Raw genomic sequence first — 25,554 nt, 5'->3', positions numbered from 1 at the left:
TCAGGCAGGTCTCCCTAATGAAGGGGACATTTATTCCGTTATTTCTTCGATTTTTCCTATTTTGAAGGGGGTTGCGGACATCTGTTCCGTTATTCCCCCTTTTGAGGGTCAAAGAAGCGGTCCAGAACCAAAATAGCGGAACAAATGTCCGAAAAACCTCCGCAGACCGGCCATCCGGCCAGTTAACGGAATAAATGTCCGCACAATGTCCCGACTTTTGCAGCGGACGGCCCCCTTTATAAGGACCGGCGGCCGCCGTTTTATTTAGACAAAAAAGAGTTCTTCGTTCTTGCCTGCTGTCAGAAAACTTGGTAATATATTAAGAGAAAGAGGAAAGATCTTTTTTTATTCCGCAAGCGGGACTTAAAATGTCTCATAGGGACAAATTACGTCCCGGAAGGCTGGTGATGGGGTACATATGCGGCAATTTATTGAACTTCAAAAAAAACTACAGCCCGATGTACTTGAAGTCATGCAGAAGAGGTACCGGATACTGCAGTACCTCCGGCTGATGCAGCCTGTTGGCAGACGTACACTTGCGGGCAGTCTTGACGTTTCGGAACGGATTCTAAGGGGAGAAGTTCTCTTTCTTAAAGAACAGGGTCTCGTTTATATTGGCACAGCTGGTATGACCTTGACTGAAGATGGTGAAGCACTCCTGGAAGGTCTGGAAGAAACGATGAAATCTGTGACCGGGCTGGCTGACTGGGAATATCGGGTGGCGGACATACTGGATGTTCAGAGAGTGATTATTGTTCCCGGGAATAGTGACCGCTATACATGGGTAAAAAAGGAGTTAGGAAGAGCTTGCGTTCAGCAGATGAAAGCCATGCTGGAGGCTGATGATATCGTAGCGGTGGCCGGCGGGACAACACTTGCCGATGTAGCCGAAATGATGACACCGGATGAAAAGCTAAGCAACGTCACGTTTGTGCCCGCCCGGGGAGGACTTGGAGAGAAGGTGGAAATACAGTCAAATACGATAAGCTCAACCATGGCAACCAAAGCCAAAGGAAAATACAGACTGCTGCATGTACCGGATCAGCTGAGCGAAGAAACCAGGGAGTCCCTTGTTCTTGAACCAGGGATAAAAGAACTGCTGCGCTCTATCCGCCAGGCGAAAATGGTCGTTCATGGGGTCGGGGCTGCTTCCACGATGGCTGAAAGACGGGAAACTCCGCCAGCCACGATGGAAACGTTAAAAGAAAAACAAGCCGTCGCAGAGGCCTTTGGTTATTATTTCGACAGAGACGGGAATATTGTCCATAAAGAAAAAACGATTGGTTTGCAGCTGGATGATCTGAAAGATAGTCAGACTGTTGTCACTGTTGCCGGCGGGGCCTCAAAGGCGGAAGCGATCAGTGCTTATATGAATTATCGGCCCAGTGATGTATTGATCACAGATGAAGGGGCTGCTCAGGCCGTTCTCGGTCTTTCCTAGTCCCGGATGATCCTGAGGACTCCGTAGAGAGTTTTAAACTCCCATACGGATAATATAAAATAATTATTTATAACAAGGAGGATTTTATTTATGGCAACAAAAATTGGAATTAACGGTTTTGGAAGAATCGGGCGGGTTGTATTCCGTGCTGCGTTGAAGAATGACGATGTCGAAGTTGTCGCTATTAATGATTTGACCGATGCCGAGATGCTCGCCCATCTTCTAAGATATGATACGGTACACGGGAATCTGGAAGAAGAAGTGACCGTTAACGGAGAGAACCTGGTGGTAGGCGGAAAAGAAATTCGTGTTACCGCAGAGAAAAATCCAGCTGACATTAACTGGTCCGCTGCCGGCGTAGAGCTTGTTATTGAGTCTACCGGCTTGTTTGTCAAACGGGAAGATGCTGCCAAGCACCTTGAAGCCGGCGCTAAAAAAGTTATTATTTCCGCTCCGGGCAAAGAAACCGATGCGACCTTCGTTATGGGCGTTAATGAAAACACCTATGATCCCGCCAAGCACGATGTGGTTTCCAACGCGTCCTGCACCACAAACTGCCTGGCACCGGTTGCCAAAGTGCTTAACGATACGTTTGGTGTCAAACGCGGATTGATGACGACCGTTCACTCTTATACAAACGACCAGCAGATTCTTGATCTGCCTCATAAAGATTATCGCCGTGCCCGTGCTGCTGCCCAAAACATTATTCCAACATCCACCGGCGCCGCCAAAGCCGTAGCTCTTGTTCTGCCTGAATTGGAAGGAAAGCTGAACGGTGGAGCGATGCGTGTTCCAACACCGAACGTATCCCTTGTTGATTTCGTGGCAGAACTTAATCAAAACGTAACAGCAGAGGACGTGAACAACGCGCTGAAAGAAGCAGCGGAAGGCGAGCTTAAAGATGTCCTGGGTTACAGCGAAGAACCGCTTGTATCCAGTGACTATAACAGCACACCAAGCTCTTCTACTGTTGATGCTCTTTCCACGATGGTAATGGAAGACAATATGATCAAAGTTATCTCCTGGTACGATAACGAGTTTGGTTATTCCAGCCGTCTGGTGGACCTTGTAGCTTACATGGCCAAGCAGCAATAATAAAAATAGACCCCCGGGAAAGATACAGAAAGGGAGAAGAAAAATATATTTCTTGCTCCCTTTCTTTTCCTTGTGGAGGATTTTATACCCGCCGTCCTCTTTCTGCTTCCCACAGAGAGGGGGACTGGCAGGGAATCCTGGTTTTTAATACAATGTGTGTGGGAAAGACAATCCATAGGTAAGTAGAATGAAGGAGGCTCCTGGATGAATAAGAAGTCCATTCGAGATCTTGATTTAAAAGGGAAAACGGTTTTTTGCCGGGTCGATTTTAATGTCCCAATGAGCGAAGGGAAAGTAACAGATGACACGCGTATCCGTGCCGCTCTTCCAACGATCGAACATTTGGTGGAACAGGGGGCAAAAATTATCCTCGGAAGTCATCTCGGCCGTCCTAAGGGAGAAGCGCATGATGAACTGCGTCTCGGGCCGGTTGCTGTGAAGCTGGGAGAGCTTCTTCATAAAGACGTGAAGAAAGTGGATGAAGTGTTTGGAGAAGAAGCGAAAAAAGCGGCCGGGGATCTGGTAGAAGGAGAAGTACTTCTTCTCGAAAATCTCCGCTTTGAACCGGGAGAAGAAAAAAATGACGAGACGCTGGCTGAAAACCTGGCTTCCCTGGCCGACGTTTATGTAAATGACGCGTTTGGCGCAGCACATCGCGCTCATGCCTCCACGGAGGGTGTGGCCCGCCATCTGCCGTCGGTATCCGGCCTGCTTATGGAAAAAGAGCTGGATGTCCTCGGCCAGGCGTTAACAACCCCTGAGCGTCCGTTTACAGCTATTGTCGGGGGGGCCAAAGTGAAGGACAAGATAGGGGTTATTGACAATCTACTGGATAAGGTAGACAACTTGATTATAGGCGGCGGCCTCGCCTACACCTTTGTAAAAGCAAAAGGATATGAGATCGGAAAGTCGCTTCTTGAAGAAGATAAGCTGGATCTGGCGAAAGACTTTATGAAAAAAGCAGAAGACCAGGGCGTGCAGTTTTACATGCCGCTTGATGTTACGGTAGCTGACGATTTCAGCCGGGACGCCAATACCAAGGTAGTAAATATTGATAACATCCCTTCCGATTGGGAAGCCCTCGATATTGGTCCGAAAACGATCGATACGTACAAAGATATTATTCAGCAGTCCCGGTTGGTATTATGGAACGGGCCGATGGGAGTGTTTGAATATGAAATCTTCTCCAAAGGAACTAGAGGAATTGGAGAAGCCCTTGCTGAAGCCGAGGATACGTATTCCGTCATTGGCGGCGGAGACTCGGCAGCAGCGGTAGAAAAGTTCGGACTGGCCGGGCAGATGAGTCATATTTCAACCGGCGGCGGTGCATCGCTTGAATTTATGGAAGGAAAAAAACTGCCTGGTGTAGCTGCTCTGGATGATAAGTAAAATCCAACGAAAACAGGGAGGAATGAAACGATGAGAAAACCAATTATCGCAGGGAACTGGAAAATGAACAAAACACATGGGGAAGCTGTTTCATTCATCGATGAAATAAAAGGAAATATCCCATCCAGTGAAGAAGAAGTAGAAACGGTGGTGTGTGCTCCAGCTTTGTTTCTTAAGGAAATGAAGGATAAAGCAGCCGGCTCTGATGTGAAAATCGGGGCGCAGACTATGCATTTTGAAGAAAGCGGAGCCTTCACTGGAGAAATAAGCCCTGCCGCGTTAAAAGATCTTGGAATAACACACTCTATCATTGGGCACTCCGAGCGTCGGGAAATGTTTAATGAAACCGATGAAAGTGTGAATCAGAAACTGCATGCCGCCTTCCAATACGGCATTACACCGATTATGTGCTGCGGCGAATCCCTGGAGCAGCGGGAAAATAACCAGACAGAGCAGATTGTCCGCGATCAAGTGGAAAAAGGCTTTGCAGGTATCAGTGCGGAAAAAGCACCGGACGTCGTTGTGGCTTATGAGCCGATCTGGGCGATTGGAACCGGCAAATCTTCCACGGCCGAGGATGCAAATGAAACATGCGGCACCGTGCGGAAAGTTCTCGCAGAACTGTATGATGAAAATACGGCGGAAGCGGTTCGTATTCAGTACGGCGGCAGCGTCAAGCCGGAAAACATTGACGGCTATATGGAAAAAGAACATATTGATGGCGCTCTTGTCGGCGGAGCCAGCTTAAAACCCGATGCTTTCCTTCAGCTCGTGGAGGCTGGCAGAAATGAGTAAAACACCGGTCGCACTAATTATACTAGATGGCTATGCACTGCGGGAGGAGACGAAAGGCAATGCTGTCGCACAGGCGGATACCCCGAATTTTGACCGCTACTGGAAAACATATCCGCATACACAGCTGGAAGCCTGTGGAACTTCTGTTGGACTGCCTGAAGGGCAGATGGGCAATTCTGAAGTCGGCCATATGAATATCGGAGCAGGAAGAGTTGTGTACCAAAGCCTGACAAGAATAAACAAAGCAATCGAAGAGGGAACTTTCCGTGAAAACGAAGCATTGTTAGGTGCAGTAGAACACGCGAAAACGCATAACAGCAGCCTTCATTTATACGGACTTCTTTCGGACGGCGGCGTACACAGCCATATTCAACATTTGTTTGCCCTACTTGATGTCGCCAAGGAAAAAGGGATAGATAAAGTATATATTCACGGTTTTCTGGATGGAAGAGATGTCGGGCCGACGACAGCAAAAACCTATGTGGAAGAGCTGCAGACGAAAATGGCAGACGCCGGCCTCGGTCAGCTCGCCAGTCTGCACGGAAGGTACTACGCGATGGACCGCGATCACCGCTGGGAACGTTTGGAAAAATCTTACCGTGTCCTTGTGGAAGGAGAAGGTCCTGCTTTTAACAGTCCGGAAGAAGCCATTGAACATTCGTATAATGAGGAAGTATGGGACGAATTTCTCGAACCGTGTGTATTGAAAAATCAAGAGGGAGAACCAACCGCCACGATCCAGGACAATGATGCGGTGGTGTTCTTTAATTTCCGTCCCGACCGGGCGATACAGCTTTCAGAAGTGTTTACGAACGAGAACTTTAACGGTTTTGATATAGGAAACAAAGCCCCTGAAAACCTGCATTATGTTACAATGACGGCTTACAGCGATTCCGTTCAGGCGGAGGTCGCTTATCCGCCGCAGGATTTGAAAAATACGATGGGAGAAGCAGTAGCGAAGGCGGGGCGGACGCAGCTCCGAATTGCGGAAACAGAAAAATACCCGCACGTGACCTTCTTTTTCAGCGGCGGGCAGGAAGAGGAATTCGACGGGGAAAAACGAATTCTTATCGATTCGCCAAAAGTGGCAACGTATGACCTGCAGCCCGAGATGAGCGCCTATCAGGTTACAGATGCATTAATCGATGAAATCAACGCAGACCGTCATGATTTTATTGTTTTGAACTTTGCCAATCCGGACATGGTGGGCCATTCCGGCAGACTCGATGCTACCATCCAGGCGGTGGAAGCAGTGGATGAGTGCCTTGGCAGGGTAGTCGATCGGATTACAGAAAAGGGGGGGCATGCGATCATTACAGCTGATCACGGCAACGCAGATGAAGTCATTACCCCCGAGGGTCAACCGATGACAGCCCATACGACGAATAATGTGCCGGTGATTGTCACGAAACAAGGCATAGATCTACGGGATCAAGGGATTCTTGCAGATCTTTGTCCAACGGCAGTGGAACTGCTTAAAATGGAAAAACCTGATGAAATGACAGGCGAGTCTTTAATCAAATCATAAAGGAGTAATGAAACGATGAGTATGATTACAGATGTATATGCACGCGAAGTGCTGGATTCCCGCGGCAATCCTACGGTGGAAGTAGAAGTATATACGGAAACAGGGGCGTTCGGACGTTCTCTTGTCCCAAGCGGTGCCTCCACAGGGGAATATGAAGCGGTGGAACTGCGGGACGGGGGAGACCGTTTTATGGGAAAAGGTGTCCTGCAGGCCGTAGATCATGTCAATGAAGATATCGCTCCGGACGTGGTTGGCATGGAAGTAACCGATCAAACTGGAATTGATGAACTGCTGGTTGAACTAGACGGAACGGATAATAAAGAAAAGCTTGGAGCCAACGCGATCCTGGGCGTATCTATGGCCGCTGCCCACGCTGCCGCAAGCGATCTTGGTCTTCCGTTGTATGAATACTTAGGCGGGTTTAACGCAAAAACCCTGCCGGTACCAATGATGAATATTTTAAACGGCGGAGAGCATGCGGATAATAACGTAGATATTCAGGAATTTATGGTCATGCCGGTCGGCGCCGAAGATTTTCCACAGGCCCTGCGCATGGGGGCTGAAATTTTTCATAACCTGAAAAAAGTCCTGAAGGATAAAGGATACAACACGGCTGTAGGCGACGAAGGCGGGTTTGCTCCTGATCTTGGCTCGAATGAAGAAGCGCTGCAGACGATTGTGGCCGCTATTGAAAAAGCCGGCTATAAGCCCGGCGAAGAAGTCCAGCTGGCGATGGATGCAGCTTCCTCTGAGATCTACGAAAATGGAAGTTATAATTTGAAGGGAGAAGGGGTCGTTAAATCTGCGGATGAAATGATTTCCTTTTATAAAGACTTGGTCGAAAAATACCCGATTGTCTCCATTGAAGATGGTCTGGATGAAAACGACTGGGAAGGCTGGAAAAAACTCACCGAGGCGATTGGAGATAAAGTTCAGCTCGTCGGCGATGATCTCTTTGTTACAAATACTAACAAGCTGTCACGCGGGATTGAAGAAGGCGTCGGCAACTCTATTCTTGTCAAGGTAAATCAGATTGGGACCCTCACGGAAACATTTGACGCAATGGAAATGGCAAAACGTGCCGGTTATACAGCAGTGGTTTCCCACCGCTCCGGAGAAACCGAGGATGCCACGATTGCAGATATTGCTGTTGCCGTGAATGCTGGCCAGATTAAAACTGGAGCGCCGTCCCGCACAGACCGGGTGGCCAAATACAATCAATTAATCCGTATTGCCGATGAACTCGGCAGTACCTCGGTCTATCCCGGAAAAAAAGCATTTTACAATTTAAATAAATAACAGAAAAGAAGCCGCAGTCTGCTCCCTCCACTGCGGCTTCTTGATAAGTCAGGACTTGCGGGAAGAGCAGCTGTCGAACATTCCATCTGACGGGGGCCGTCTGATGAAGCTGAGGTGCTGCCCGCGGAAAGCGAGTCTGCGCAGGGATCGCGCGTCTATAAATAAAACAGCTGAATGGCATGAGGCAAAAACCCGCAGAATGAACCAATTTGGTTCATAAAGCTTTACGTCTGGAGGGGCTGCGTTATTTAAGTAGTGATTGCCAAGACAGGATGCTTGTGTTACATTATCAATAGTGTAAATGGACGTGGAGGTGTCATGTTTGCAAACGTTGCTTTATGTGCTGCTGATTATCGTTTCTTTGGCCTTGATTGCAGTAGTACTGCTGCAGGCCGGCCGCAGTGCGGGATTATCAGGAGCTATTTCCGGCGGAGCGGAGCAGATGATCGGAAAACAAAAAGCACGCGGGGTTGAGGCATTTTTAAGCCGTGCCACCGTGGTCCTGGCCGTTTTGTTTTTTGTTCTAACGCTTTTACTTGGTTATTTTCTGTAGAAGACAGAGAGAAGGATAGAGAATAAAGGAAAGCAGCGGGATGGAATCTTGCTGCTTTTTTATAGTATTAGAGTTTATAAAAATTCGCGTTCTTAAGATCCAGCTTCAGCGCCCAGCCGCTCGGAGGCCCGCACGAAGGGGGTCATTCGACGTTGTCACAGGAAGTACTTACACAGGAGGTGGGGGCTTCTACGCTGCGCACAGGACGTGGGCGCATTTAGTAGGCACACCTTTATTTTTAGGCGGACGCTTTCGCTTTTCTTATGATTAATGGCTGGAATACACGGAAATAGGGTATATTGGTAAGAAAATGGATAGGAAGAAAGAAAGGAAAAAGGATAAAGAGAGAAAGGGGAACCTATAATGAAAGTAGTACCGCCAAAGCCGTTCACATTCGAAGGAGGAAACCGCGCTGTTCTTCTGCTGCACGCATTTACGGGAAATTCCGCCGATGTCCGCATGCTCGGGCGTTTTCTGCAGAAACGGGGTTATACGTGCCATGCTCCCATTTTGAAGGGACACGGCGTGCCTCCCGAAGAACTGATGGAAGCTAAAGCATCGGACTGGTGGCAGGATGTTGAAAAAGCCTGGCAGTATCTTAAAAATGAAGGGTATGATGAAATAGCCGTGGCTGGGCTGTCTCTGGGGGGATTAATGACACTGAAGACAGCATACATGTTTGATGTAAAGGGCATCATACCAATGTGTGCCCCGTTAACGACATCAGAGAACAAAGATCGGCTGTATGAAGGGGTTCTGCAATATGCAAAAGACTTCAAACAGCTAGAGAAAAAAGACGAACAGCAGATTGAAAAAGAAATGGAGGCTTTTCGGAAACGGCCTCTGGATACGCTGTATTCGATTAATGAAACGATAGAAGATGTCAGGGGCTCCCTGGATATGATATACAGCCCGGCTTTCATCGTTCAGGCAGAGAAGGATCAGATGGTGGAACTGGAAAGTGCCAACTTGATTCACGACGAAATAGCTTCTCACGATAAAACAATAAAATGGTATGAAAACTCCCCTCACGTGATTACCCATGGGCCGGAGAAGGATCAGCTTCATGAAGACATTTATCAGTTTTTAGAACGGCTCGATTGGGAATCAGATAACTAGATGTTATCTGAAATTATACGATCTAACGAAAAAATAGATACGAAAGGAGATGAAACAGTTGGATCAAGAACAGAAGCAGCAATTACTGCAGTATATGAAAGAAGATGCCGCCAAACCAATGGCGGTGGAGGAAATACAGGAAGCCTTTGGCATGAGCGGCGGAGATGAAACAAAACAGCTGATGAAAGCATTAAATGAAATGGAAGAAACGGGAGATATTGTACGAACCCGAAGCAACCGCTACGGGGTCCCCGAAAAAATGAACCTTCTGAAAGGCCAGGTGCAGAGCCATCAACGCGGCTTTGCGTTTATTTTGCCGGAAAATAAAGAAGACGATGATGTGTTTGTTCCGGCTAATGAATTAAATGGCGCCATGAATAAAGACACGGTGCTGGTCCGGGTGCAGCGTAAATCTTCCGGATCTAAACCGGAAGGTGCTATCGTCCGGATTTTGGAACGGGGTGTAACGAAAGTCGTCGGGACGTATGCAGACAACCGTTCCTACGGATTTGTAGAAGTCGATGACAAGCACATTAACAACGATATATTTATCCCGCAGGATGCAGAAAACGGGGCAGTGGACGGACATAAAGTAGTCGTAGAAATCACCAAGTATCCGGAGGGCCGATTTAGTGCAGAAGGAAAAGTGGTCAATATTATCGGCCATAAAAACGATCCGGGGGTAGACATTCTAACGATTATTCACAAGCACGGCCTTCCGGGGGACTTTCCGGAACCCGCTCTGGAGCATGCGAACAGCGTGCCGGACCAAATTTCCGCAGACGAAATATCCCAGCGCCGGGATTTGCGGGAAGAAACGATTGTAACGATCGACGGGGCGGACGCCAAAGACCTGGATGACGCCGTCCAGGTAAAAAAACTGGAAAACGGCAATTATATGCTCGGCGTGCATATTGCCGACGTCAGCTATTATGTAGAAGAAGGCTCCCCCATTGACGAAGAAGCCTACGACCGGGCTACCAGCGTGTATTTAGTAGACCGTGTTATTCCAATGATTCCGCACCGTCTTTCGAACGGAATCTGCAGCCTTAACCCGAAGGTGGACAGGCTCACTCTCTCCTGTGAAATGGAGATCAACGGAAAAGGGGAGATCGTGGATCACGATATTTTTGAAAGCGTGATACGTACCAACGAGCGGATGACCTACAGCGATGTCCGTCTTATTTTAGAACAGAAAGACGAAGAAACGCGGGAAAAATATAAAGAACTCGTTCCGTTTTTTGAGCAGATGGAAGAGCTGGCAGCTGTTCTGCGCCGGAAACGCTTTGCCCGCGGTGCCATCGATTTTGATTTTAAAGAAGCCGAAGTGAAAGTAGATGACGACGGCACTCCTCTGGATGTGGAACTAGTCGATCGTTCTGTGGCGGAGCGGTTGATCGAGGAATTTATGCTGGCTGCCAACGAAACAGTAGCCGAGCATTTTCATTGGATGAAGGTGCCGTTTATTTATCGTATTCACGAGGACCCGGATTCTGAGAAGCTGGAACGGTTCCTTGAGTTCGTTACAAACTTCGGATATGTGGTAAAAGGCACGGCAAACACCATTCACCCGAGTGCGATGCAGAAAGTACTCGATGAAGTGAAGGGGGAACCGGAAGAAGCAGTTATCAACACTGTACTGCTGCGTTCGATGCAGCAGGCCAAATACGATGCAGAAAACCTTGGTCACTTCGGATTGGCTTCAGATTTCTATACCCATTTTACGTCCCCGATCAGACGTTACCCGGACCTTATCGTCCACCGTTTGATCCGTGAATATCTCGTGAACAAAAACCTGGATGGGAAAACGAAAGAAGCCTGGAGAGAAAAACTGCCGGATATCGCTCAGCATTCTTCGGAAATGGAACGACGCGCGGTCGATGCCGAGCGCGAAGTGGATGATCTGAAAAAAGCCCAGTATATGCAGGACAAAGTCGGCGAAGAATTTACTGGATTTATCAGCGGTGCGGCCAACTTCGGTCTGTTTGTCGAACTCGAAAACACCATCGAGGGCATGGTGCATATCAGCTACCTCACCGACGATTATTATCACTATGATGAAAAACAATATGCCTTGATCGGCGAACGTACCGGCAACGTCTTCCGTATCGGCGATCAAGTCGAAGTCCGCGTTCTCCAGGTCAATCTGGACGAAGCCGATATCGACTTTGAAATCGTCGGCATGAAGCCTCCGAAAAAACGGAAACGCAAAGAAAGCCCAACGGTCATTGAAGGGGGCGACCGCTCGAAAAAAGAGAAACCAAAGGCGAAAAAAGGCCGGCAGAAAGGAAAAAATGGCGGCACCAAGGGAAATAAAGCATTTTACCAAAATGCCCCGAAGAAAAAAGGCAAGAAGAAGTAAGTGCTGCGGCAAGCGGTGTACAGAATGTAGTCTGGTGCGAAGCCTTCCATAAAGCTCCCGCTTTTCCCGTGTAATCGGGAGCTGCGGAAGACAAACACCTCGCATTAGGTCGAGATGGAACGCTGATGGCCGCCAGAGGATGTTTAAAGACGTCTCTGGAACAGCAATTGCTCCGGATTCCTTTCTTCGATGGAGCTTTGGAGGACGCTAATTATAATTCCCGGCTTCTCCTGTCTTCCAATTCGACTTTTGGAACCATTAGCAGAAAAAAAGGAGAAAAAGTGTTCCCCACATGCTTTTGGGGGCTACAAAAAGAGAAAAAGAAACCATTACCGGTCTCCAACTTCGTATGGGGCCGATTATAAAAAATAATTCGTCCGGTCTGTCCTCCAGAATACAGCGCTTACGAAATGCCCTATACGGGCAGCCTTAAAATAGAGCCAGCCGCCTTTTAGTCCCGGCAAATGGAGGCGGTGTAAAACCAACCAAGTTTTCACAACGACTTCCTAGTAGCTAAAGGACGTTATGAACTTCTGTCCAGGCTCACCTCCTTTTTATTTTCGGCGGCTTCTGTTGACGTTTTTACAATTATTTTGCTACGATGTAGGAATGAAGGAGAAAAGAAAGGTGTACGGGAGATGGCGACAAAAACGGAAGGACGAGTGTTAGCGCAAAACCGGAAAGCCCGCCACGATTTTTTTATCGAAGAAACATTTGAAGCAGGGCTTGTGTTAAAAGGAACAGAAATAAAAGCGATACGTGCCGGCAAAATAAACATCAAAGACAGTTTCGCGAAAGCAGAAAAGGGAGAAATCTTTCTGCATAACGCCCACATCAGTCATTATGAACAGGGTAACCAGTTTAATCATGACCCGCTGCGGACGCGGAAACTGCTCCTTCATCAACGGGAAATCAATAAACTGATTGGGAAAAGCCAGGAACCGGGTTATTCCGTGATTCCCTTAAAAGTTTATATTAAAAATGGAGTAGCCAAAGTGTTGATCGGCGTAGCACGGGGAAAGAAAAAATATGACAAGCGCCAGGCGCTCAAAGAAAAGGATGCCAAACGCGAAATGGACCGGGCGGTACGCCGGCAGATGAAAGGTGAATAAAACCCTTGCATTTGTGTGTGCATATGTTATAATAAAATGTCCAAAGGGGATCATAACCAATCTCCTTTGCTTACTAACAAAATGGGGACGACACGGCTTCGACAGGGATAGGTCGAGGCTGAGTTGCGAGCCGAGCTGGGCAGGCCTCGAAAAAGGCCCACGCCAATAATAACTGGCAAATCAGAAGAAAACCTCGCAGTAGCTGCATAACCAGTTTTCTGCGGATCCCGCTCTCCATCGCCCATGTGGAGTGATACGGGGTCTCACTAATAGTGGGCTACGCTGTTCAGCCGCCGTCTGAGGCTGACAGAAGAGACCAATCAGACTAGCCCTGCAGCGGCCCGTCACTAGGCCAACGCAGCGGCGAATCACAATATAGTGACTACGCTCGTAGAAGCTCAGTCAGCGATATCTCTGGACGTGGGTTCGATTCCCACCGTCTCCACCAATACATAATAAACGTTGATTTAAAGGGATTTTAATAACTGTGGTAACATTCGTGGTTTAGCATCAAATTGAAATACCTGCGCTGGGGTGAAGTCGTCTTCCATTTTGAGGACGGCTTCTTTTTCTGTCGTGGGGTATAAGTGGCTATACGTGTTTAGCGTGGTGGCTACATCACTATGACCCAATCGTTGGGCTATGACAGACACCATGATATTTTTATTAATCAAGTAACTGGCATGGGAATGCCTAAAGTCGTGCAGCCTAATTTTTTTGACGCCAGCAGCCTTTACGTATTGCTCATACTTTCGGTCAAGTGTTGTCGTGGATACATGGTCATAAAATTCACCGAACACAACATATCTCATTTTTTCGTCATCTCTCAATTGGGATAACAGCCGCATAATATGAGACGACATAATGATTTTCCGCCGCGATGCTTGCGTTTTTGTCGTTGGTTCGATTGTACGCTGTTTTATCAACATTAATCGTGTCTGTTTCAAAATCAACATCGCCCCAGATTAAGGCAAGGAGCTCCCCTTTTCGCATCCCTGAGTAATGGAAAAACTTGAGGAAATGAAGGAGGAAGCGATCATACAAGAGCCAAGCGCAGGACACAAAGAAATCTGGAAATGGGCTGAGGAAAAGGGATTGTTCAACGGGAAGGACCCGCGCAAACCAATCACAAGGCAACAGGCTGCGACTGTGCTGAAACGATACGATAAGATGAAAAAATAAGAAAGAGCAGGGGCTTTGCCCTTGCTCTTACATAGAAAAGAGCAGTATGGAATGAGGAAATGAATGCTGCTCTATTCAAAACCTTTATGAATACACAAAGGATTATTTATTAGGATATCCTGTTTTTAATATAATAAACAAAGCGGTCTAATTATTAGTTAATTCATCCCGATCCGCAGCTTGTGGAGGTTCCTCCATCCATCCGTGTTTGATCATGAGTTTCGCTCCATTGTCGGCAAATTTTGCTACTTCAGCCATCAGTCTGCTATACATAACACCGAGATCCCTGCGTGGACTCATGGACATGCCTGTACCATAATATCCAAGACTGACAGCTGTTAAAGTTGAGGAGTAAAAGGTCATTTTTTTATCGGAAAAAGTATATATTGTTGAATCAGTAACTTCAGAATCTAACATCATAGGGCTCGGTAAATCATTTTCCTTCAAATAGGATTCAAATATTGCACAATGTTTTTGAGCAATTTCTTTTCCCTTTATAAAATATTGAACCACATCTTTGTCCTTTGCAACTTGGCTATATCCCATCATTGTAGCGGAACCCAACGCATTTCTTTGAAAATTGGCATAAAGATGTGCTATTTCAGTTGCTGTTAACGGTCTTCTTTCTCCAAAATATCCGGTTAAAAAACTTTGCTTGGTAACATAGTCAAACGATTCTGCTTTGGGGAGTTGCGGAGGCCTAACATACAACCCCTTTGACAATAAAACATCATTGGTCCATTTTATGATTTTATCTGACTCATTGAGACAAGTACTAAAAAAATGATAAATGTCCTCTCTCGCAACCAAACTCACTGCCAAACTGTAATTGTTTAATCCAATTTTTCCCAGTTGATTAAGAGTATTTAAATAGTACTTATCGGTAAACAAACGGGGAGCTGTAACGTCCACGTCTTCGCTTAGTTTAAAGCCATGGGGAATTGGATGATTTTCCTTATTAAATATTTCAACGACGCTATTGATATGAGATTGAGAAACCTTTAAGACGTATTGTAAGATACTTTTTATTTCATTATCTTCAACAATGTTTAATTCGTGCTCCAGATGACAAATGGCAGCACTGTCATTCATATATGTCACCCATAATTGTGAGATTTCTGCTGACGTTAATGGTATGTCTCGTTCTAACAATTGCATCCCTACTCTTTAAAAGTATACTTGTTATGTTTTAGGATGTACCATTTTTAATGTTGTATTCCTCTTATAGTTAACTTTAAATGAAACGTTAACATCCGCATACTTTCCCATCTAAGGTTAGATTCTGATGTCAGTTTATCATCTATATAAGTCACCTGTTTATTATTCTCCACTTTTTATTGGTGATTAAGTTTGTCTGGTCATTTTATCGCGGTTTTACAAATTATCATTTTACTGCTTTGCCCGCTTTTTGTAGTTGGTGGGAGACATTCCTGCATTGGCTGCGAAGAAACGGATAAAATGGCTTGGAGAAGAAAACGATAATTGTTCTGCGATTTGTTCCACGGTTAACTCACTTTCGAGAAGTAATTGTTTGGCACTTTTCATACGAAGCTGGGACAGATAGGTCTTCGGTGATACTCCGTATACTTTTTTGAAGCAGTTGTGGATGTGTGTTCGATGTACATTTAATTTTTCAGCCATGACTTGTATGCTTATATTTTTATCAGAATAATACTCCAGTAAATATGCTACTTTATGGGCGATGTAAGAGGTGGAAGGCTGGGTTGTTTCGTATTCTTTTTGTTCACGGGTTAATGCTTCCTGAGCAAGGAAGGTAATAAATTGAAGGACGCTTGTTTGAATTTGTAATTCTTTCATGGCTGCAGGAATGCGTTGCTGCGGAGGCAGGTTTTTCTGATTTTTATCATTAAAATGAGCTTCAAATTGTTGTAAGATGTTGTTCGCCCACTGATTGAACTTCTCTATCACCTCACTATTTGTTTTTTCATCCATGATGATGGGATTAATCATTGTCTGAAAAATGGAATGGACCTCGGGACGTTCAATGTCAAAGTGAAAATCGAAGAATTCACTGTCTTGCAGGGCTTCCGTATGATGATACAAATCCGATTTAATAATCATCGCGTTACCTGAGGCGAGGCTGTATTTTTTTCCATTAACCCATTGGATCAGATTTCCCTTGGTGCAATATAAAAATTCAAAGAAGCTGTGCCTATGATTGGGGTAGGACCAGGTTTTTGAAACTTTGGAATACTGGACTTTTGTTAAATGCACAGCACTGTAGAGTCTATCTAAATGGAAAATATATTCCATATATCGTTTCCCCCAGATTCATACTATTTATTCTTCAGCATACCATTGAATCCCTCCAACTACAAAAGTGCAATAAGAATCTACTTTTATAGATAGTTTTTTTGTTACAACTAACTTATTATCAGTATTAACTTATTCTTTTGTAGTCCTTTTTAAAATGAAATGGAAGGAGGAAAAAAATGGTATTTTCTTGGGCAGCACTGAAAACTGAGCTGTCGGTTCTGTGCAGACATGGCCAATTCACTGGGAAACTCCATCAACATACAACAGAGGAATGGACAGCTCTTTACTCAGATTTACAGGGGGAGGGAAGTGTTTATAAGGTAATCGTTTCCCTAAAAGAGGAACAATTAAAAAAAGTTTTGGAAGCGTTTCCATGTTCTCCGAATGTCGAAGATGTGCAAATGATGCATCCTGATCAAACCATCTCCCTTGGCATACTGGAAGAACATCCAGATTATCATTTCGGGAAACAGTGGTTTTTTACTCCTCCTCCACTCGTATTTCCCTTAAGAATGGAGCAGGGATGGATTGGGATTGCTGTGGGGGCCGAGCCGGGGCGTAATCTATTTACAACAGTTTCATTAAAAGCTGCAGGTACCGGAGAGTACGAGGTACATGTCTATTATGACGGGTATTATAAGGAGGAGGGAAAAGCCTGTACTGTATTTCTTACAAACGAGTATCACGCTTCACCAAATGAAGTGATTGCTTCTTATTCCCGGCTTCTTCAGGAGTTGAAATGGGCGCCTGCCCCAAAACGATCGATCCCTGATTGGTGGAAAGAAACATTTCTCTGTACTTGGGGTGATCAATTTAATATAACCAAAATTAATCAGTCCAAACCTAATAAAGAAACAGAAACCCATCATATAACAACGTATGAGACGCAGGCAAACCAAACAAAATGGTTTAAAACGCTGCAAGATTATGGTATTCCCGTAGGCATTATAAGTACATCGGATAAATGGCAGCTTGATCGTTACCGGCCGGTTCCTGATGAAGACCGTTATGAAGATCTGCGAGCTTTTGTGGACTGGCATCACAGGGAAGGAAGAAAAGTGATTGCCTGGTGGGGGCTGTGGCATATTGACGGCGCCCCTGCGGAATGGAGCATACGGGATGAAAACGGAAAGCCATTGACACTAGATCCAGAACATCCGGAACTACGGAAAGTGATGAAAGAAGATATCAAACAATTAATTAGCCCGGATGGTTTTGATATGGATGGTTTCTTTATTGATTTTACCGGCCGGCATCCAAATGGAGAAAATTGTAAGAAGTACGGAGATAAATGGGGAATGGAACTGCTGTATGATTATGTTAAATGCATCCACGATAATGCAAAATCGGCCAAATCGGACGCAATGATTATGACTCATTGCTGCCACCCTTACTTTGCGGATGTGACAGATGTATTTAGACTAAATGATTTTCTGTCCAAAGCTCCAAATTCTGTGCAGCAGGGGGAGTATCGTTACAATATTGCAGCAATGACGTCTGATTGGTTAATTAATATGGATAATTGGTGGATGTATGATCTTGAACAATGGAGAAAGTATCAAAAGTATGCGCCAACGAAAGGAATTCCCGCTGCCTGGCATACCCAGGGTGTATTTGGCATGGGAGCCGATTCTTATGGTTACGAGCCATTCACGGAAGAAGACTATATAGAATGGCGCGATCTGTGGATGGAGTACCGAAAAAAAGCCGGACTTTCTTGACGGAACTTTAACGCAATAAGATCCTGAATGTTTAGGGGTCGGCGGAGGGAACGATCTTTCCCATGGCTTGGGTCAGTAAAAAAGTTTAAATATAAAGGAGGATATAATGAAAAAAGTAAAAATATTCTTTATCTTTTCGATTTTTCTTAGTTTGCTTGCAATGGCAGCTTGTGGTTCCGATGGATCTTCGTCCGACACAGAGGCCGAGGACATCACGCTGGAGCTTGCGTACTGGACTCAGGACACTGGGATGGAAGAAATCTTAGAACATGCTATTGAGATTTATAATGACGATCATGAACATGTGGAAATTACGTTCACGTCGGTCCCTTTTGATAATTATTGGACAAGAATGCAAACAAGTCTTTCTGGAGGACAGGGACCTGATATTTTATTAATGGATGGTCGTAATTATTTGCAATTAGCTTCCCTTGGATTGCTTGAAAATTTGAATTCTTACATTGAAGACTCCGATTTGGATATGAGTGTTTATCCGGACGGGATGAACAATTTGTACAAGTATGAAGAGGAGCATTATGCAATTCCTTTTGTAATGGGGCCGATGGCCTTGTACTACAATAAGGAAATATTTGATGAAGCCGGGGTAGATTATCCGGATGAAAGCTGGACCTGGGAGGATGTAGAAGAATACGGAGGACAGCTAGCGGACAACGAAGACGGCACATACGGTTTTATTGTTGATACCACGACGTTTACCCAACAGGCAGGCTTATTTCCATTAGTGCACCAGGCAGGGGGATCTATTATTAGCGATGATAAAACGGAATCTGGATTCGGAACACCTGAAACCACCGAAGCTATTCAGTTTTTGCAAACACTTACGGAAGAAGGGATTTCTCCGCCCGTAAGTACTTTGCAGGAAACACAAGCGAAACAAATGTTTGGATCAGAAAGGGGAGCTATGTACACGAGTGGTTCCTATGACGTGAGCTTTTTCTCCGAATCGCTGGGAGATAAATTGGGTGTTTCTGTTCTTCCTCAGCACAAGCAGAAAGGATACCCGATTCATGGCTCGGCTTTCTCCGTAAATGCGAACTCAGAATACAAAGAAGAAGCATTTGAGTTTATTAAAGTACTGACTGGAGATGACACGCAGGAATTTTTGGGTGAGATAGGGAGTAACTTTCCCGCTCATATGGAAGTGGTGGAGGTGTGGGAACAATCTCATCCAGAGCTTGAACTTAGTGCCTTTCGAGAAGGATTGGATGATACCGTTCCCTATCCATCATCTTTGACGATTTCCGAATGGCAGGAAGTTGTTACATCTGAATTGACAAGTGGGATATCAAACAATACTCCAGCTGAGGAAGTTTCGCAAACTATTGAAGAACAAATGAATGAGATTCTTGAAGAGGAAAATAGATAAAGGTTACCAATTATAACCATATGGACAGACTCTTCCTTTCTCTGTCCATATGAACTCATTCGAGGTGTATGTTATGAAGGATGGATCCCAGCAAAGAACCCCAATTATTACAGATAAGCATAAAGAAGTTATTTGGGCGTATGTCCTTACCTTGCCGGCCTTTTTAATCCTTCTGATGTTTCATATTGGCCCGGCCCTTTCTTCTTTCTGGTATTCCTTGACGAAGTGGAACGGATTGACAGCTCCTGAATTTGTAGGCTTTGCTAATTTCATGGCGCTCATGAAAGATGGTGAATTTCTGCACTCTGTTTGGAATACGATTTTATTTGTCTTGGGTGCCGTTCCATTACAAGTTATATTGGCAACTATTTTTGCTGTGTTATTGAACATGGGCTTGAAAGGGACGGGGTTTTACAGGACCATCTACTTTCTCCCGGTTGTTACGATGTTAATTGCAGTAGGCTCTATATTCCGCTGGTTATACAATTCAGAATATGGATTAATCAATTATTTGCTTGGTTTGCTGCACTTACCTCAGCCGCAATGGCTGACAGATCCCGGTTTATTGTTGTTTTCTATTATTATAGCTGAAGTTTGGCATCGAATGGGATATAATCTAGTAATTTTATTGGCAGGTTTGCAATCTATTCCCCGCAGTCTTTATGAAGCGGCGGATATAGATGGGGCCAGCATCATACAAAAGTTTTTTAATGTCACTTTACCATTGCTTTCCCCCAGTTTATTTTTTGTGATTGTTATTTCATTAATTAATTCCTTCCAGGTGTTTGATTTGATATTTGTGATGGTGGGAGAACACCCGTCTTTATTAAATGAAACCCAGTCTATCGTTTACAAAATTTATGAGGAAGGGTTCAAATTTTACAACATGGGTTATGCGGCGGCCCAATCGGTAGTGCTGTTTTTGATGATTTTCGGCGTAACATTACTTCAGCTTTATTACCAAAAAAAGTGGGTCCACTATCAATAGAAAGGGTGAAATTTTTTGCGGGCGGTTCCTATAAAATCACTTAGTGTGCACCTCGTTTTGATTATTGGCGCGATAGTGTTAATGATTCCATTTTTTTGGATGATTATAACTTCTTTGAAAACAAGCTCAGAAGCATTACTCATCCCCCCGACGCTTCTGCCTGAAAACTGGCAGTTTTCTAACTATATTAATGTATGGAAGGAATCCAACTTTGTGCAGTATTATCTTAATACTTTTATTGTGATGGCTGTCCGAACAGGAGGACAATTCTTTCTATGCTCTATGGCGGCTTTTGCCATTTCCACGATGAGATTTCCTGGTAAAAATATTATTTTTGTCATGATGCTTTCAGTGATGATGTTCCCGCCGCAAATCGTGATGATACCAGTCTATGCGTTAATGAACCAAATTAATTGGCTTGATACGTATTATGTGCTGACCGTACCAATGATGGCTGGCGCGTTTGGTGTCTTTTTACTGCGACAGTTTTTTCTTTCCATACCAAGGGATCTATATGAAGCCGCCAGAATCGATGGTTGTTCCTTTCCAAGAATTTATTGGAGCATTTATATGCCGTTGTCTATACCAGCACTGGTTTCTTTATCTATATTTGTCATTTTGGGGTCATGGAACGACTTTCTTTGGCCGCTCGTTATGACGAGTTCCCCGGATATGATGGTACTATCTGTTGCGATTGCCAGTTTTGCCGGGGAGTTTATGACAGATTATCCTTCGATGATGGCTGCAGCATTAATGTCCGTCATCCCCTTAATTCTTATTTATTTGTTTTTTCAGCGCTATTTTATAGAAGGTATTGCGCTGACTGGGGTGAAAGGATGAGAGGCCGTGCCGGCCAAATAAATCCCGCTATAACGCAATTAATGATTAAAAGAATGTAAATGGTAGAAAGGAGAGGATCAGCATGAATATAGATAAACCTAATGTGATTGTTTTTTTCACCGACCAACAGCGTTGGGACACCACAGGTGTTCATGGAAATCCAATGGGATTAACCCCAAATTTCGATCGCATGGCTGTGCAGGGAACTCACGTTGATCATTCATTTACTTGCCAGCCGGTTTGCGGGCCGGCACGATCCTGCCTTCAAACTGGTCTTTATGCTACGACTTCCGGATGTTACAGGAATGGGATTCCTCTTCCTGAAAATAGTAAAACCCTGGCTCATTATTTCAAAGAAGGAGGGTACCGTACTGGTTATATTGGAAAATGGCATTTGGCTTCAGAGGAGCCGGTACCGGAAGAAGAACGAGGGGGTTATGATCACTGGCTCGCATCCAATATATTAGAGTTCACTTCCGATGCATATGATACAGTCCTTTACGATAACGAAAACGAGCCGGTGAAATTGCCTGGATACCGGGTGGATGCCCTGACAGATGCAGCGATTCGTTACATGAATGACCAGCAGGAAAATCCTTTTTTCATGTTTTTATCTTTTATTGAGCCGCATCACCAGAATCATCTAGATGATTATTTAGCACCTGATAACTATCGTGAATCTTATACCAGTGGATGGATTCCGCCAGATTTGGCAGCATTAGGAGGCAGTACACATCAGCACCTGGGTGGATATTATGGAATGGTAAAACGTCTTGATGAGGCCCTGGGAAGGCTGATGGACGCATTAAAGAGTTTAGACTTAAGAGATAATACGATTCTTTTATTTACTTCCGATCATGGTTGTCATTTTAAGACGAGGAATGAAGAATACAAACGGTCTTGTCACGAAAGTTCTATTCGGGTTCCGACTGCTTTTTGTGGCCCTGGCTTCAATAAAGGCGGTCCCATCCGTGAATTGGTCAGCTTGATTGATCTTCCCCCCACCCTTTTAGATGCTGCAGGCTTACCTGTACCGGAAAAAATGCAGGGTAAATCTATTTTACCTTTAGTAAAAGAAGAAAGGCCGGATTGGCCAACCGACGTATTTGTTCAAATAAGTGAAACAAAAGTAGAACGTGTGGTGCGGACCCATCGCTGGAAATACAGCGTTTCTGCTCCAGATAAAGACGGATGGAAAGATGCTGGTTCTGACAACTATGTGGAAGAGCATTTATATGATCTGCAGTCCGATCCTTATGAATTAACAAATCTGATCGGCTTTCAGTCACATCAGGAAACGGCGCGTATCCTACGGGAAAGGTTAACCAGGCGCATGAGGGAAGCAGGCGAGAGGGAGCCGCACATAGAACCAGCTCCTGAAAAGTGGAGCGGTCAGCGTAAGGTATCTGCGGAAGACGCGCAATCATAAGATAGAAGATTATTAAAGAGCATGAGGAGGGGGGCGTGGCTGCAGACGACGTAAATCCAGGATTACTAGAATTACTGTAGGAAGAGTGGAGGAAAAGTATGAAAATTGTGGATGTAAACGTTTGGATGGTTGAAGGAATCAAGTATAACTGGACGCTGCTTAAAGTTTATACAGATGAGGGGTATACAGGTGTTGGAGAAGCAACAAACTGGCCTGGGAGTCCTCTTGTAGAAGCCGCTGCCAGGCACGTAGGCGAACGCATTATTGGACTCGATCCAATGCAGACAGATTTTATTTGAACGAAGCTTTATCGTGATTTAAATTGGGTGGGACCATATGGGGCGAGTTTATGTGCAATCAGCGGGATCGACATGGCGCTTTTGGATTTAAAAGGAAAAGTATTGGAAGTCCCTTGTTATCAGCTTCTTGGCGGCCCGATCCGCACGGAAATTGCTTTATATGCGAATTATTGGTTTACCGGGGGCGGTCATAACGCGGCAGATTATGCCAGCCAAGCAAGAACTGTTCGGGAGCAGGGATTCGATGGGTTGAAGTTTGATCCATTTGCTCATACGAATTATCTGTATGGAGAAGATTTGTCATCGAATCTAGCGTTAACGGAAGAGGCGAAACAACGTGCTTACGATGTAACGAAAGCGGTGCGTCATGCCGTTGGAAATGATGTCGATATGATGATAGAGACACATGCTATGCTAAACTTCAAAACGGCCATCACCATGGCCGAACGTTTAGCGGAATTAAACATTACCTGGTATGAGGAACCAGTGGGACCGGAAAATGTAGAAACATTACAAGCCATTCGTGATCGTTTGAACCCGGGTGTTTCGATTTGTGTTGGCGAACGGCATTATACGCGCTATGGCATTCGACCCGTGCTGGAAAAACATATATGTGACATCATTATGCCGGATATCACTCGATGCGGGGGTCCATCAGAAATGAAACGGATGGCCGCCATGGCGGAAGCTTATAACGTGCAGCTCGCTCCACACAATCCGAATGGGCCGCTTTCCACGTTGGCGAGCGCACATGTTAGTGCCACCGTTCCAAATTTTTTCCGGCAGGAGTTTATGTTTAACGATGTTTCATGGCGGGATGAAGTAATCGACCACCCAATTGAAGTACGAAACGGCCGCCTGATCCTCACGGACCGCCCTGGCCTTGGGGTAGATTTGGTGGAAGAAGCGATGGAAGCACATCCAGGCATTCGGAAATCGCGTGAAGGATTTTACGTATGAGGAGCGCTTTGCTATGTCTTTAGAGGTTGATTTAAGTGGGCAGACAGCAATAGTCACAGGTGTTTCAAGCGGGATCGGAGCTGGTGTTGCCAAAATGTTGGCAAAGGCAGGCGCAGCCGTTGCCGGGTGCTCCAGGTCCCTCGACCATAGTAAGGAAGTACAAGGTCTGGCGGCAGAAATTGAAGGGATTGGTGGTACCTTTTATTATAAACAGGTGGATGTAACGAAAAATGATCAACTTCAATCCTTTGTGGATTATACTGTTTCGCACTGCGGCAGCATTGATATTCTTGTCTCCAATGCAGGTGCCAATATTTTTGAGAAAGCATTGCATTGTGGATCAGAACGGTGGCAGTACAACATTGATCTCAATCTCCAATCCCATTGGATGATGGGGAAACTATGCCATCCCTACCTTAAAAAAAGTTCAAATGGAATTATCCTTATTATGTCATCGAATCATGCGGTAGCAACAATTCCTGGCTGCTTTCCGTATAATGTAACAAAAACATCATTAACGGGCTTGGTTCGGAGTCTTGCTATCGAATGGGGACCGGACATTAGGACAATTGGCCTTGCTCCTGGCTTTATCGAAACAAACGGAAATGAGGATTGGTTCCGTTCTTTTTCTGATCCCCAGGCAGAACGAACGCGGACCATTCAGCTTCATCCTGTGGGAAGACTGGGTACGGTGGAGGAAGTGGGAGGGTTTTGTGCGTTTCTATCAAGCTCTTATGCAGCCTTTGCCACCGGCGTAACGTATGTCATAGACGGGGGCCGCACAGCTTTGCTGCAAGACATGTAAAGGACTTTCTTACAGAAAGGGGGAAAATATCATGAATAAAGAAATAAAAGGGGTTATTCCGATAGCAGCTGCGCCGTTTACGGAAAATGGCTATTTAGATGAAGACAGCTTCCAGCAGATGATCCGTCATCTATTACAGGCAGGTATTCACGGTGTCACATTATTTGGTATGGCAACTGAATTTTATAAGTTAACGGATAAAGAAAGAGGGCGGATGCTCCGGCTGCTGCTGGATGAAACTAATAATCACCCTTCTGTGGCAAGTATGATATCAGTTACTGACCATACCGCAGAAAATGCTATTTCTCATGCCCAACAAGCGGAAAGGATGGGGGCTGATTCCTTAATGCTTTTACCCCCGTTTTTTTTACAGCCCTCTGAACACGCTATTACGGAACATATTCGCAAAGTGGCAGACAGCGTTGACATTCCAGTTATTGTACAATATGCTCCTTTGCAGACAAATGTACGTATTCCACCTGAAGTCTTTTTAACATTGCATGAGAAGGTACCGAATATTCAATTTATTAAAGTAGAAACACAGCCGCCTGGACGCTATATTACCTCATTGATGGATCACTCCCAAGGGAAACTGGGTGCATTGGTCGGATATGCAGGGGTGCAGATGCCTGACGTTTTAGAGCGGCGTGCTGTCGGTATTCAACCCGGCTGTTCATTCATTGAGCTATACGTTCAACTGTATCAACTATTCCAATCAGGTGAAAAGAAGGGTTTTCATACATTATTTCAAAAACTACTCCCGTATATTTCTTATTGGATGCAGGGAATTGAGTTAATAATTAAAGCGGAAAAAGTGATTTTATACAAACGCGGGATTATAGCCTCCGATTATTGTCGTTCCCCCCAGTATACCCTTGATAATATTGAAATGAAGATGATTGACCGCTTTTTGGAGCAGTTTGCAGATGAATTAAGAAACGAAGGACGTTTGTAATTAACTGAATGAGGAGGG

The 25,554-nt window shown here is 45.1% G+C and carries 22 protein-coding genes and 1 other RNA gene; 20 read left to right on the top strand and 3 right to left on the bottom strand.

The annotated features are described in order from the left end of the window. Window positions 1-418: 418 nt before the first annotated feature. The 11 genes from G475_RS0107120 (at window position 419) to ssrA (ending at window position 13,141) form a co-directional block, all read left to right on the top strand. Window positions 419-1,441 (top strand): sugar-binding transcriptional regulator, encoded by a 1,023-nt coding sequence (locus tag G475_RS0107120; protein WP_026700683.1) that lies wholly within the window; start codon window positions 419-421, stop codon window positions 1,439-1,441. A gap of 90 nt (window positions 1,442-1,531) precedes the next feature. After that, the gene (gap, locus tag G475_RS0107115) at window positions 1,532-2,536 is read left to right on the top strand and encodes a type I glyceraldehyde-3-phosphate dehydrogenase (protein ID WP_026700682.1); all 1,005 of its coding nucleotides are present in this window, start codon (window positions 1,532-1,534) and stop codon (window positions 2,534-2,536) included. Window positions 2,537-2,740: 204 nt separating this feature from the next. Further along, window positions 2,741-3,925: a phosphoglycerate kinase gene (locus tag G475_RS0107110; RefSeq protein ID WP_026700681.1), complete on the top strand. Its 1,185-nt coding sequence runs from the start codon at window positions 2,741-2,743 to the stop codon at window positions 3,923-3,925. Window positions 3,926-3,955: 30 nt separating this feature from the next. Continuing rightward, window positions 3,956-4,720, top strand: coding sequence for a triose-phosphate isomerase (tpiA, locus tag G475_RS0107105; protein WP_026700680.1), 765 nt, complete (start codon window positions 3,956-3,958; stop codon window positions 4,718-4,720). Further along, window positions 4,713-6,248, top strand: coding sequence for a 2,3-bisphosphoglycerate-independent phosphoglycerate mutase (gpmI, locus tag G475_RS0107100; RefSeq protein ID WP_026700679.1), 1,536 nt, complete (start codon window positions 4,713-4,715; stop codon window positions 6,246-6,248). Before tpiA ends, gpmI begins: the two co-directional genes overlap by 8 nt. Before the next feature lie 15 nt (window positions 6,249-6,263). Next, window positions 6,264-7,547, top strand: coding sequence for a phosphopyruvate hydratase (eno, locus tag G475_RS0107095; RefSeq protein WP_026700678.1), 1,284 nt, complete (start codon window positions 6,264-6,266; stop codon window positions 7,545-7,547). Between the two features lie 301 nt (window positions 7,548-7,848). Then, a complete protein-coding gene (gene secG / locus G475_RS0107090) occupies window positions 7,849-8,100 on the top strand; it encodes a preprotein translocase subunit SecG (protein WP_211233916.1) in 252 nt (83 codons plus the stop codon). A gap of 363 nt (window positions 8,101-8,463) precedes the next feature. Further along, window positions 8,464-9,219 carry an alpha/beta hydrolase gene (locus G475_RS0107085; RefSeq protein WP_026700676.1) on the top strand — a complete coding sequence of 252 codons (756 nt, stop codon included), beginning with the start codon at window positions 8,464-8,466 and terminating at the stop codon, window positions 9,217-9,219. A gap of 58 nt (window positions 9,220-9,277) precedes the next feature. Next, window positions 9,278-11,581, top strand: a complete 2,304-nt coding sequence (rnr, locus tag G475_RS0107080; RefSeq protein WP_026700675.1) for a ribonuclease R — start codon at window positions 9,278-9,280, stop codon at window positions 11,579-11,581. Window positions 11,582-12,219: 638 nt separating this feature from the next. Then, window positions 12,220-12,693: an SsrA-binding protein SmpB gene (gene smpB, locus G475_RS0107070; protein ID WP_026700673.1), complete on the top strand. Its 474-nt coding sequence runs from the start codon at window positions 12,220-12,222 to the stop codon at window positions 12,691-12,693. Window positions 12,694-12,776: 83 nt separating this feature from the next. Continuing rightward, window positions 12,777-13,141: a transfer-messenger RNA gene (ssrA, locus tag G475_RS26720) on the top strand. A 19-nt stretch (window positions 13,142-13,160) separates the two neighbouring features. Here the strand turns inward: ssrA and G475_RS24450 are convergent. From G475_RS24450 to G475_RS0107055, 3 genes are all read right to left on the bottom strand, one after another. After that, complete coding sequence (locus G475_RS24450) at window positions 13,161-13,640, bottom strand: site-specific integrase (protein ID WP_407636194.1); 480 nt, start codon at window positions 13,638-13,640, stop codon at window positions 13,161-13,163. Window positions 13,641-14,022: 382 nt separating this feature from the next. Next, window positions 14,023-15,033 (bottom strand): DUF3231 family protein, encoded by a 1,011-nt coding sequence (locus G475_RS0107060; protein WP_026700672.1) that lies wholly within the window; start codon window positions 15,031-15,033, stop codon window positions 14,023-14,025. Between the two features lie 231 nt (window positions 15,034-15,264). Further along, window positions 15,265-16,149 (bottom strand): helix-turn-helix domain-containing protein, encoded by an 885-nt coding sequence (locus tag G475_RS0107055; RefSeq protein ID WP_026700671.1) that lies wholly within the window; start codon window positions 16,147-16,149, stop codon window positions 15,265-15,267. Between the two features lie 179 nt (window positions 16,150-16,328). Here G475_RS0107055 and G475_RS0107050 point away from each other — a divergent pair, with 179 nt between their 5' ends. The 9 genes from G475_RS0107050 (at window position 16,329) to G475_RS0107015 (ending at window position 25,536) form a co-directional block, all read left to right on the top strand. Beyond that, a complete protein-coding gene (locus tag G475_RS0107050) occupies window positions 16,329-17,873 on the top strand; it encodes an alpha-amylase family protein (RefSeq protein ID WP_026700670.1) in 1,545 nt (514 codons plus the stop codon). Window positions 17,874-17,979: 106 nt separating this feature from the next. Beyond that, window positions 17,980-19,260 carry an ABC transporter substrate-binding protein gene (locus tag G475_RS0107045; RefSeq protein ID WP_026700669.1) on the top strand — a complete coding sequence of 427 codons (1,281 nt, stop codon included), beginning with the start codon at window positions 17,980-17,982 and terminating at the stop codon, window positions 19,258-19,260. 73 nt (window positions 19,261-19,333) lie between these two features. Continuing rightward, a complete protein-coding gene (locus tag G475_RS0107040) occupies window positions 19,334-20,248 on the top strand; it encodes a carbohydrate ABC transporter permease (RefSeq protein ID WP_051302262.1) in 915 nt (304 codons plus the stop codon). Window positions 20,249-20,263: 15 nt separating this feature from the next. Further along, complete coding sequence (locus tag G475_RS0107035; RefSeq protein WP_035710434.1) at window positions 20,264-21,088, top strand: carbohydrate ABC transporter permease; 825 nt, start codon at window positions 20,264-20,266, stop codon at window positions 21,086-21,088. Between the two features lie 82 nt (window positions 21,089-21,170). Next, complete coding sequence (locus G475_RS0107030) at window positions 21,171-22,517, top strand: sulfatase-like hydrolase/transferase (RefSeq protein WP_035710432.1); 1,347 nt, start codon at window positions 21,171-21,173, stop codon at window positions 22,515-22,517. Window positions 22,518-22,615: 98 nt separating this feature from the next. Next, the gene (locus tag G475_RS27650) at window positions 22,616-22,816 is read left to right on the top strand and encodes a hypothetical protein (protein WP_211233915.1); all 201 of its coding nucleotides are present in this window, start codon (window positions 22,616-22,618) and stop codon (window positions 22,814-22,816) included. A gap of 27 nt (window positions 22,817-22,843) precedes the next feature. Next, window positions 22,844-23,776: a mandelate racemase/muconate lactonizing enzyme family protein gene (locus G475_RS24445; RefSeq protein WP_267880100.1), complete on the top strand. Its 933-nt coding sequence runs from the start codon at window positions 22,844-22,846 to the stop codon at window positions 23,774-23,776. A gap of 13 nt (window positions 23,777-23,789) precedes the next feature. After that, on the top strand, window positions 23,790-24,581 hold the full coding sequence (locus G475_RS0107020) for an SDR family NAD(P)-dependent oxidoreductase (RefSeq protein ID WP_026700665.1): 792 nt from the start codon (window positions 23,790-23,792) through the stop codon (window positions 24,579-24,581). A gap of 31 nt (window positions 24,582-24,612) precedes the next feature. Further along, entirely contained in the window at window positions 24,613-25,536 is a 924-nt protein-coding gene (locus G475_RS0107015) for a dihydrodipicolinate synthase family protein (RefSeq protein ID WP_035710431.1), read from the top strand. The last annotated feature ends 18 nt before the right edge of the window (window positions 25,537-25,554 follow it).

The sequence above is a fragment of the Salibacterium aidingense DSM 18341 genome, assembly GCF_000429685.1.
Lineage (GTDB): Bacteria > Bacillota > Bacilli > Bacillales > Marinococcaceae > Salibacterium > Salibacterium aidingense.
This window is presented reverse-complemented; position numbering and strand designations above follow the sequence as displayed.

Excerpts from the sequence above, each read along its gene's own strand:
- G475_RS0107120 (WP_026700683.1), top strand. The coding sequence starts at position 419 with ATGCGGCAATTTATTGAACTTCAAAAAAAACTACAGCCCGATGTACTT.
- gap (WP_026700682.1), top strand. The coding sequence starts at position 1,532 with ATGGCAACAAAAATTGGAATTAACGGTTTTGGAAGAATCGGGCGGGTT.
- G475_RS0107110 (WP_026700681.1), top strand. The coding sequence starts at position 2,741 with ATGAATAAGAAGTCCATTCGAGATCTTGATTTAAAAGGGAAAACGGTT.
- tpiA (WP_026700680.1), top strand. The coding sequence starts at position 3,956 with ATGAGAAAACCAATTATCGCAGGGAACTGGAAAATGAACAAAACACAT.
- gpmI (WP_026700679.1), top strand. The coding sequence starts at position 4,713 with ATGAGTAAAACACCGGTCGCACTAATTATACTAGATGGCTATGCACTG.
- eno (WP_026700678.1), top strand. The coding sequence starts at position 6,264 with ATGAGTATGATTACAGATGTATATGCACGCGAAGTGCTGGATTCCCGC.
- secG (WP_211233916.1), top strand. The coding sequence starts at position 7,849 with ATGGACGTGGAGGTGTCATGTTTGCAAACGTTGCTTTATGTGCTGCTG.
- G475_RS0107085 (WP_026700676.1), top strand. The coding sequence starts at position 8,464 with ATGAAAGTAGTACCGCCAAAGCCGTTCACATTCGAAGGAGGAAACCGC.
- smpB (WP_026700673.1), top strand. The coding sequence starts at position 12,220 with ATGGCGACAAAAACGGAAGGACGAGTGTTAGCGCAAAACCGGAAAGCC.
- G475_RS0107060 (WP_026700672.1), bottom strand. The coding sequence starts at position 15,033 with ATGCAATTGTTAGAACGAGACATACCATTAACGTCAGCAGAAATCTCA.
- G475_RS0107055 (WP_026700671.1), bottom strand. The coding sequence starts at position 16,149 with ATGGAATATATTTTCCATTTAGATAGACTCTACAGTGCTGTGCATTTA.
- G475_RS0107050 (WP_026700670.1), top strand. The coding sequence starts at position 16,329 with ATGGTATTTTCTTGGGCAGCACTGAAAACTGAGCTGTCGGTTCTGTGC.
- G475_RS0107045 (WP_026700669.1), top strand. The coding sequence starts at position 17,980 with ATGAAAAAAGTAAAAATATTCTTTATCTTTTCGATTTTTCTTAGTTTG.
- G475_RS0107040 (WP_051302262.1), top strand. The coding sequence starts at position 19,334 with ATGAAGGATGGATCCCAGCAAAGAACCCCAATTATTACAGATAAGCAT.
- G475_RS0107030 (WP_035710432.1), top strand. The coding sequence starts at position 21,171 with ATGAATATAGATAAACCTAATGTGATTGTTTTTTTCACCGACCAACAG.
- G475_RS27650 (WP_211233915.1), top strand. The coding sequence starts at position 22,616 with ATGAAAATTGTGGATGTAAACGTTTGGATGGTTGAAGGAATCAAGTAT.
- G475_RS0107020 (WP_026700665.1), top strand. The coding sequence starts at position 23,790 with ATGTCTTTAGAGGTTGATTTAAGTGGGCAGACAGCAATAGTCACAGGT.
- G475_RS0107015 (WP_035710431.1), top strand. The coding sequence starts at position 24,613 with ATGAATAAAGAAATAAAAGGGGTTATTCCGATAGCAGCTGCGCCGTTT.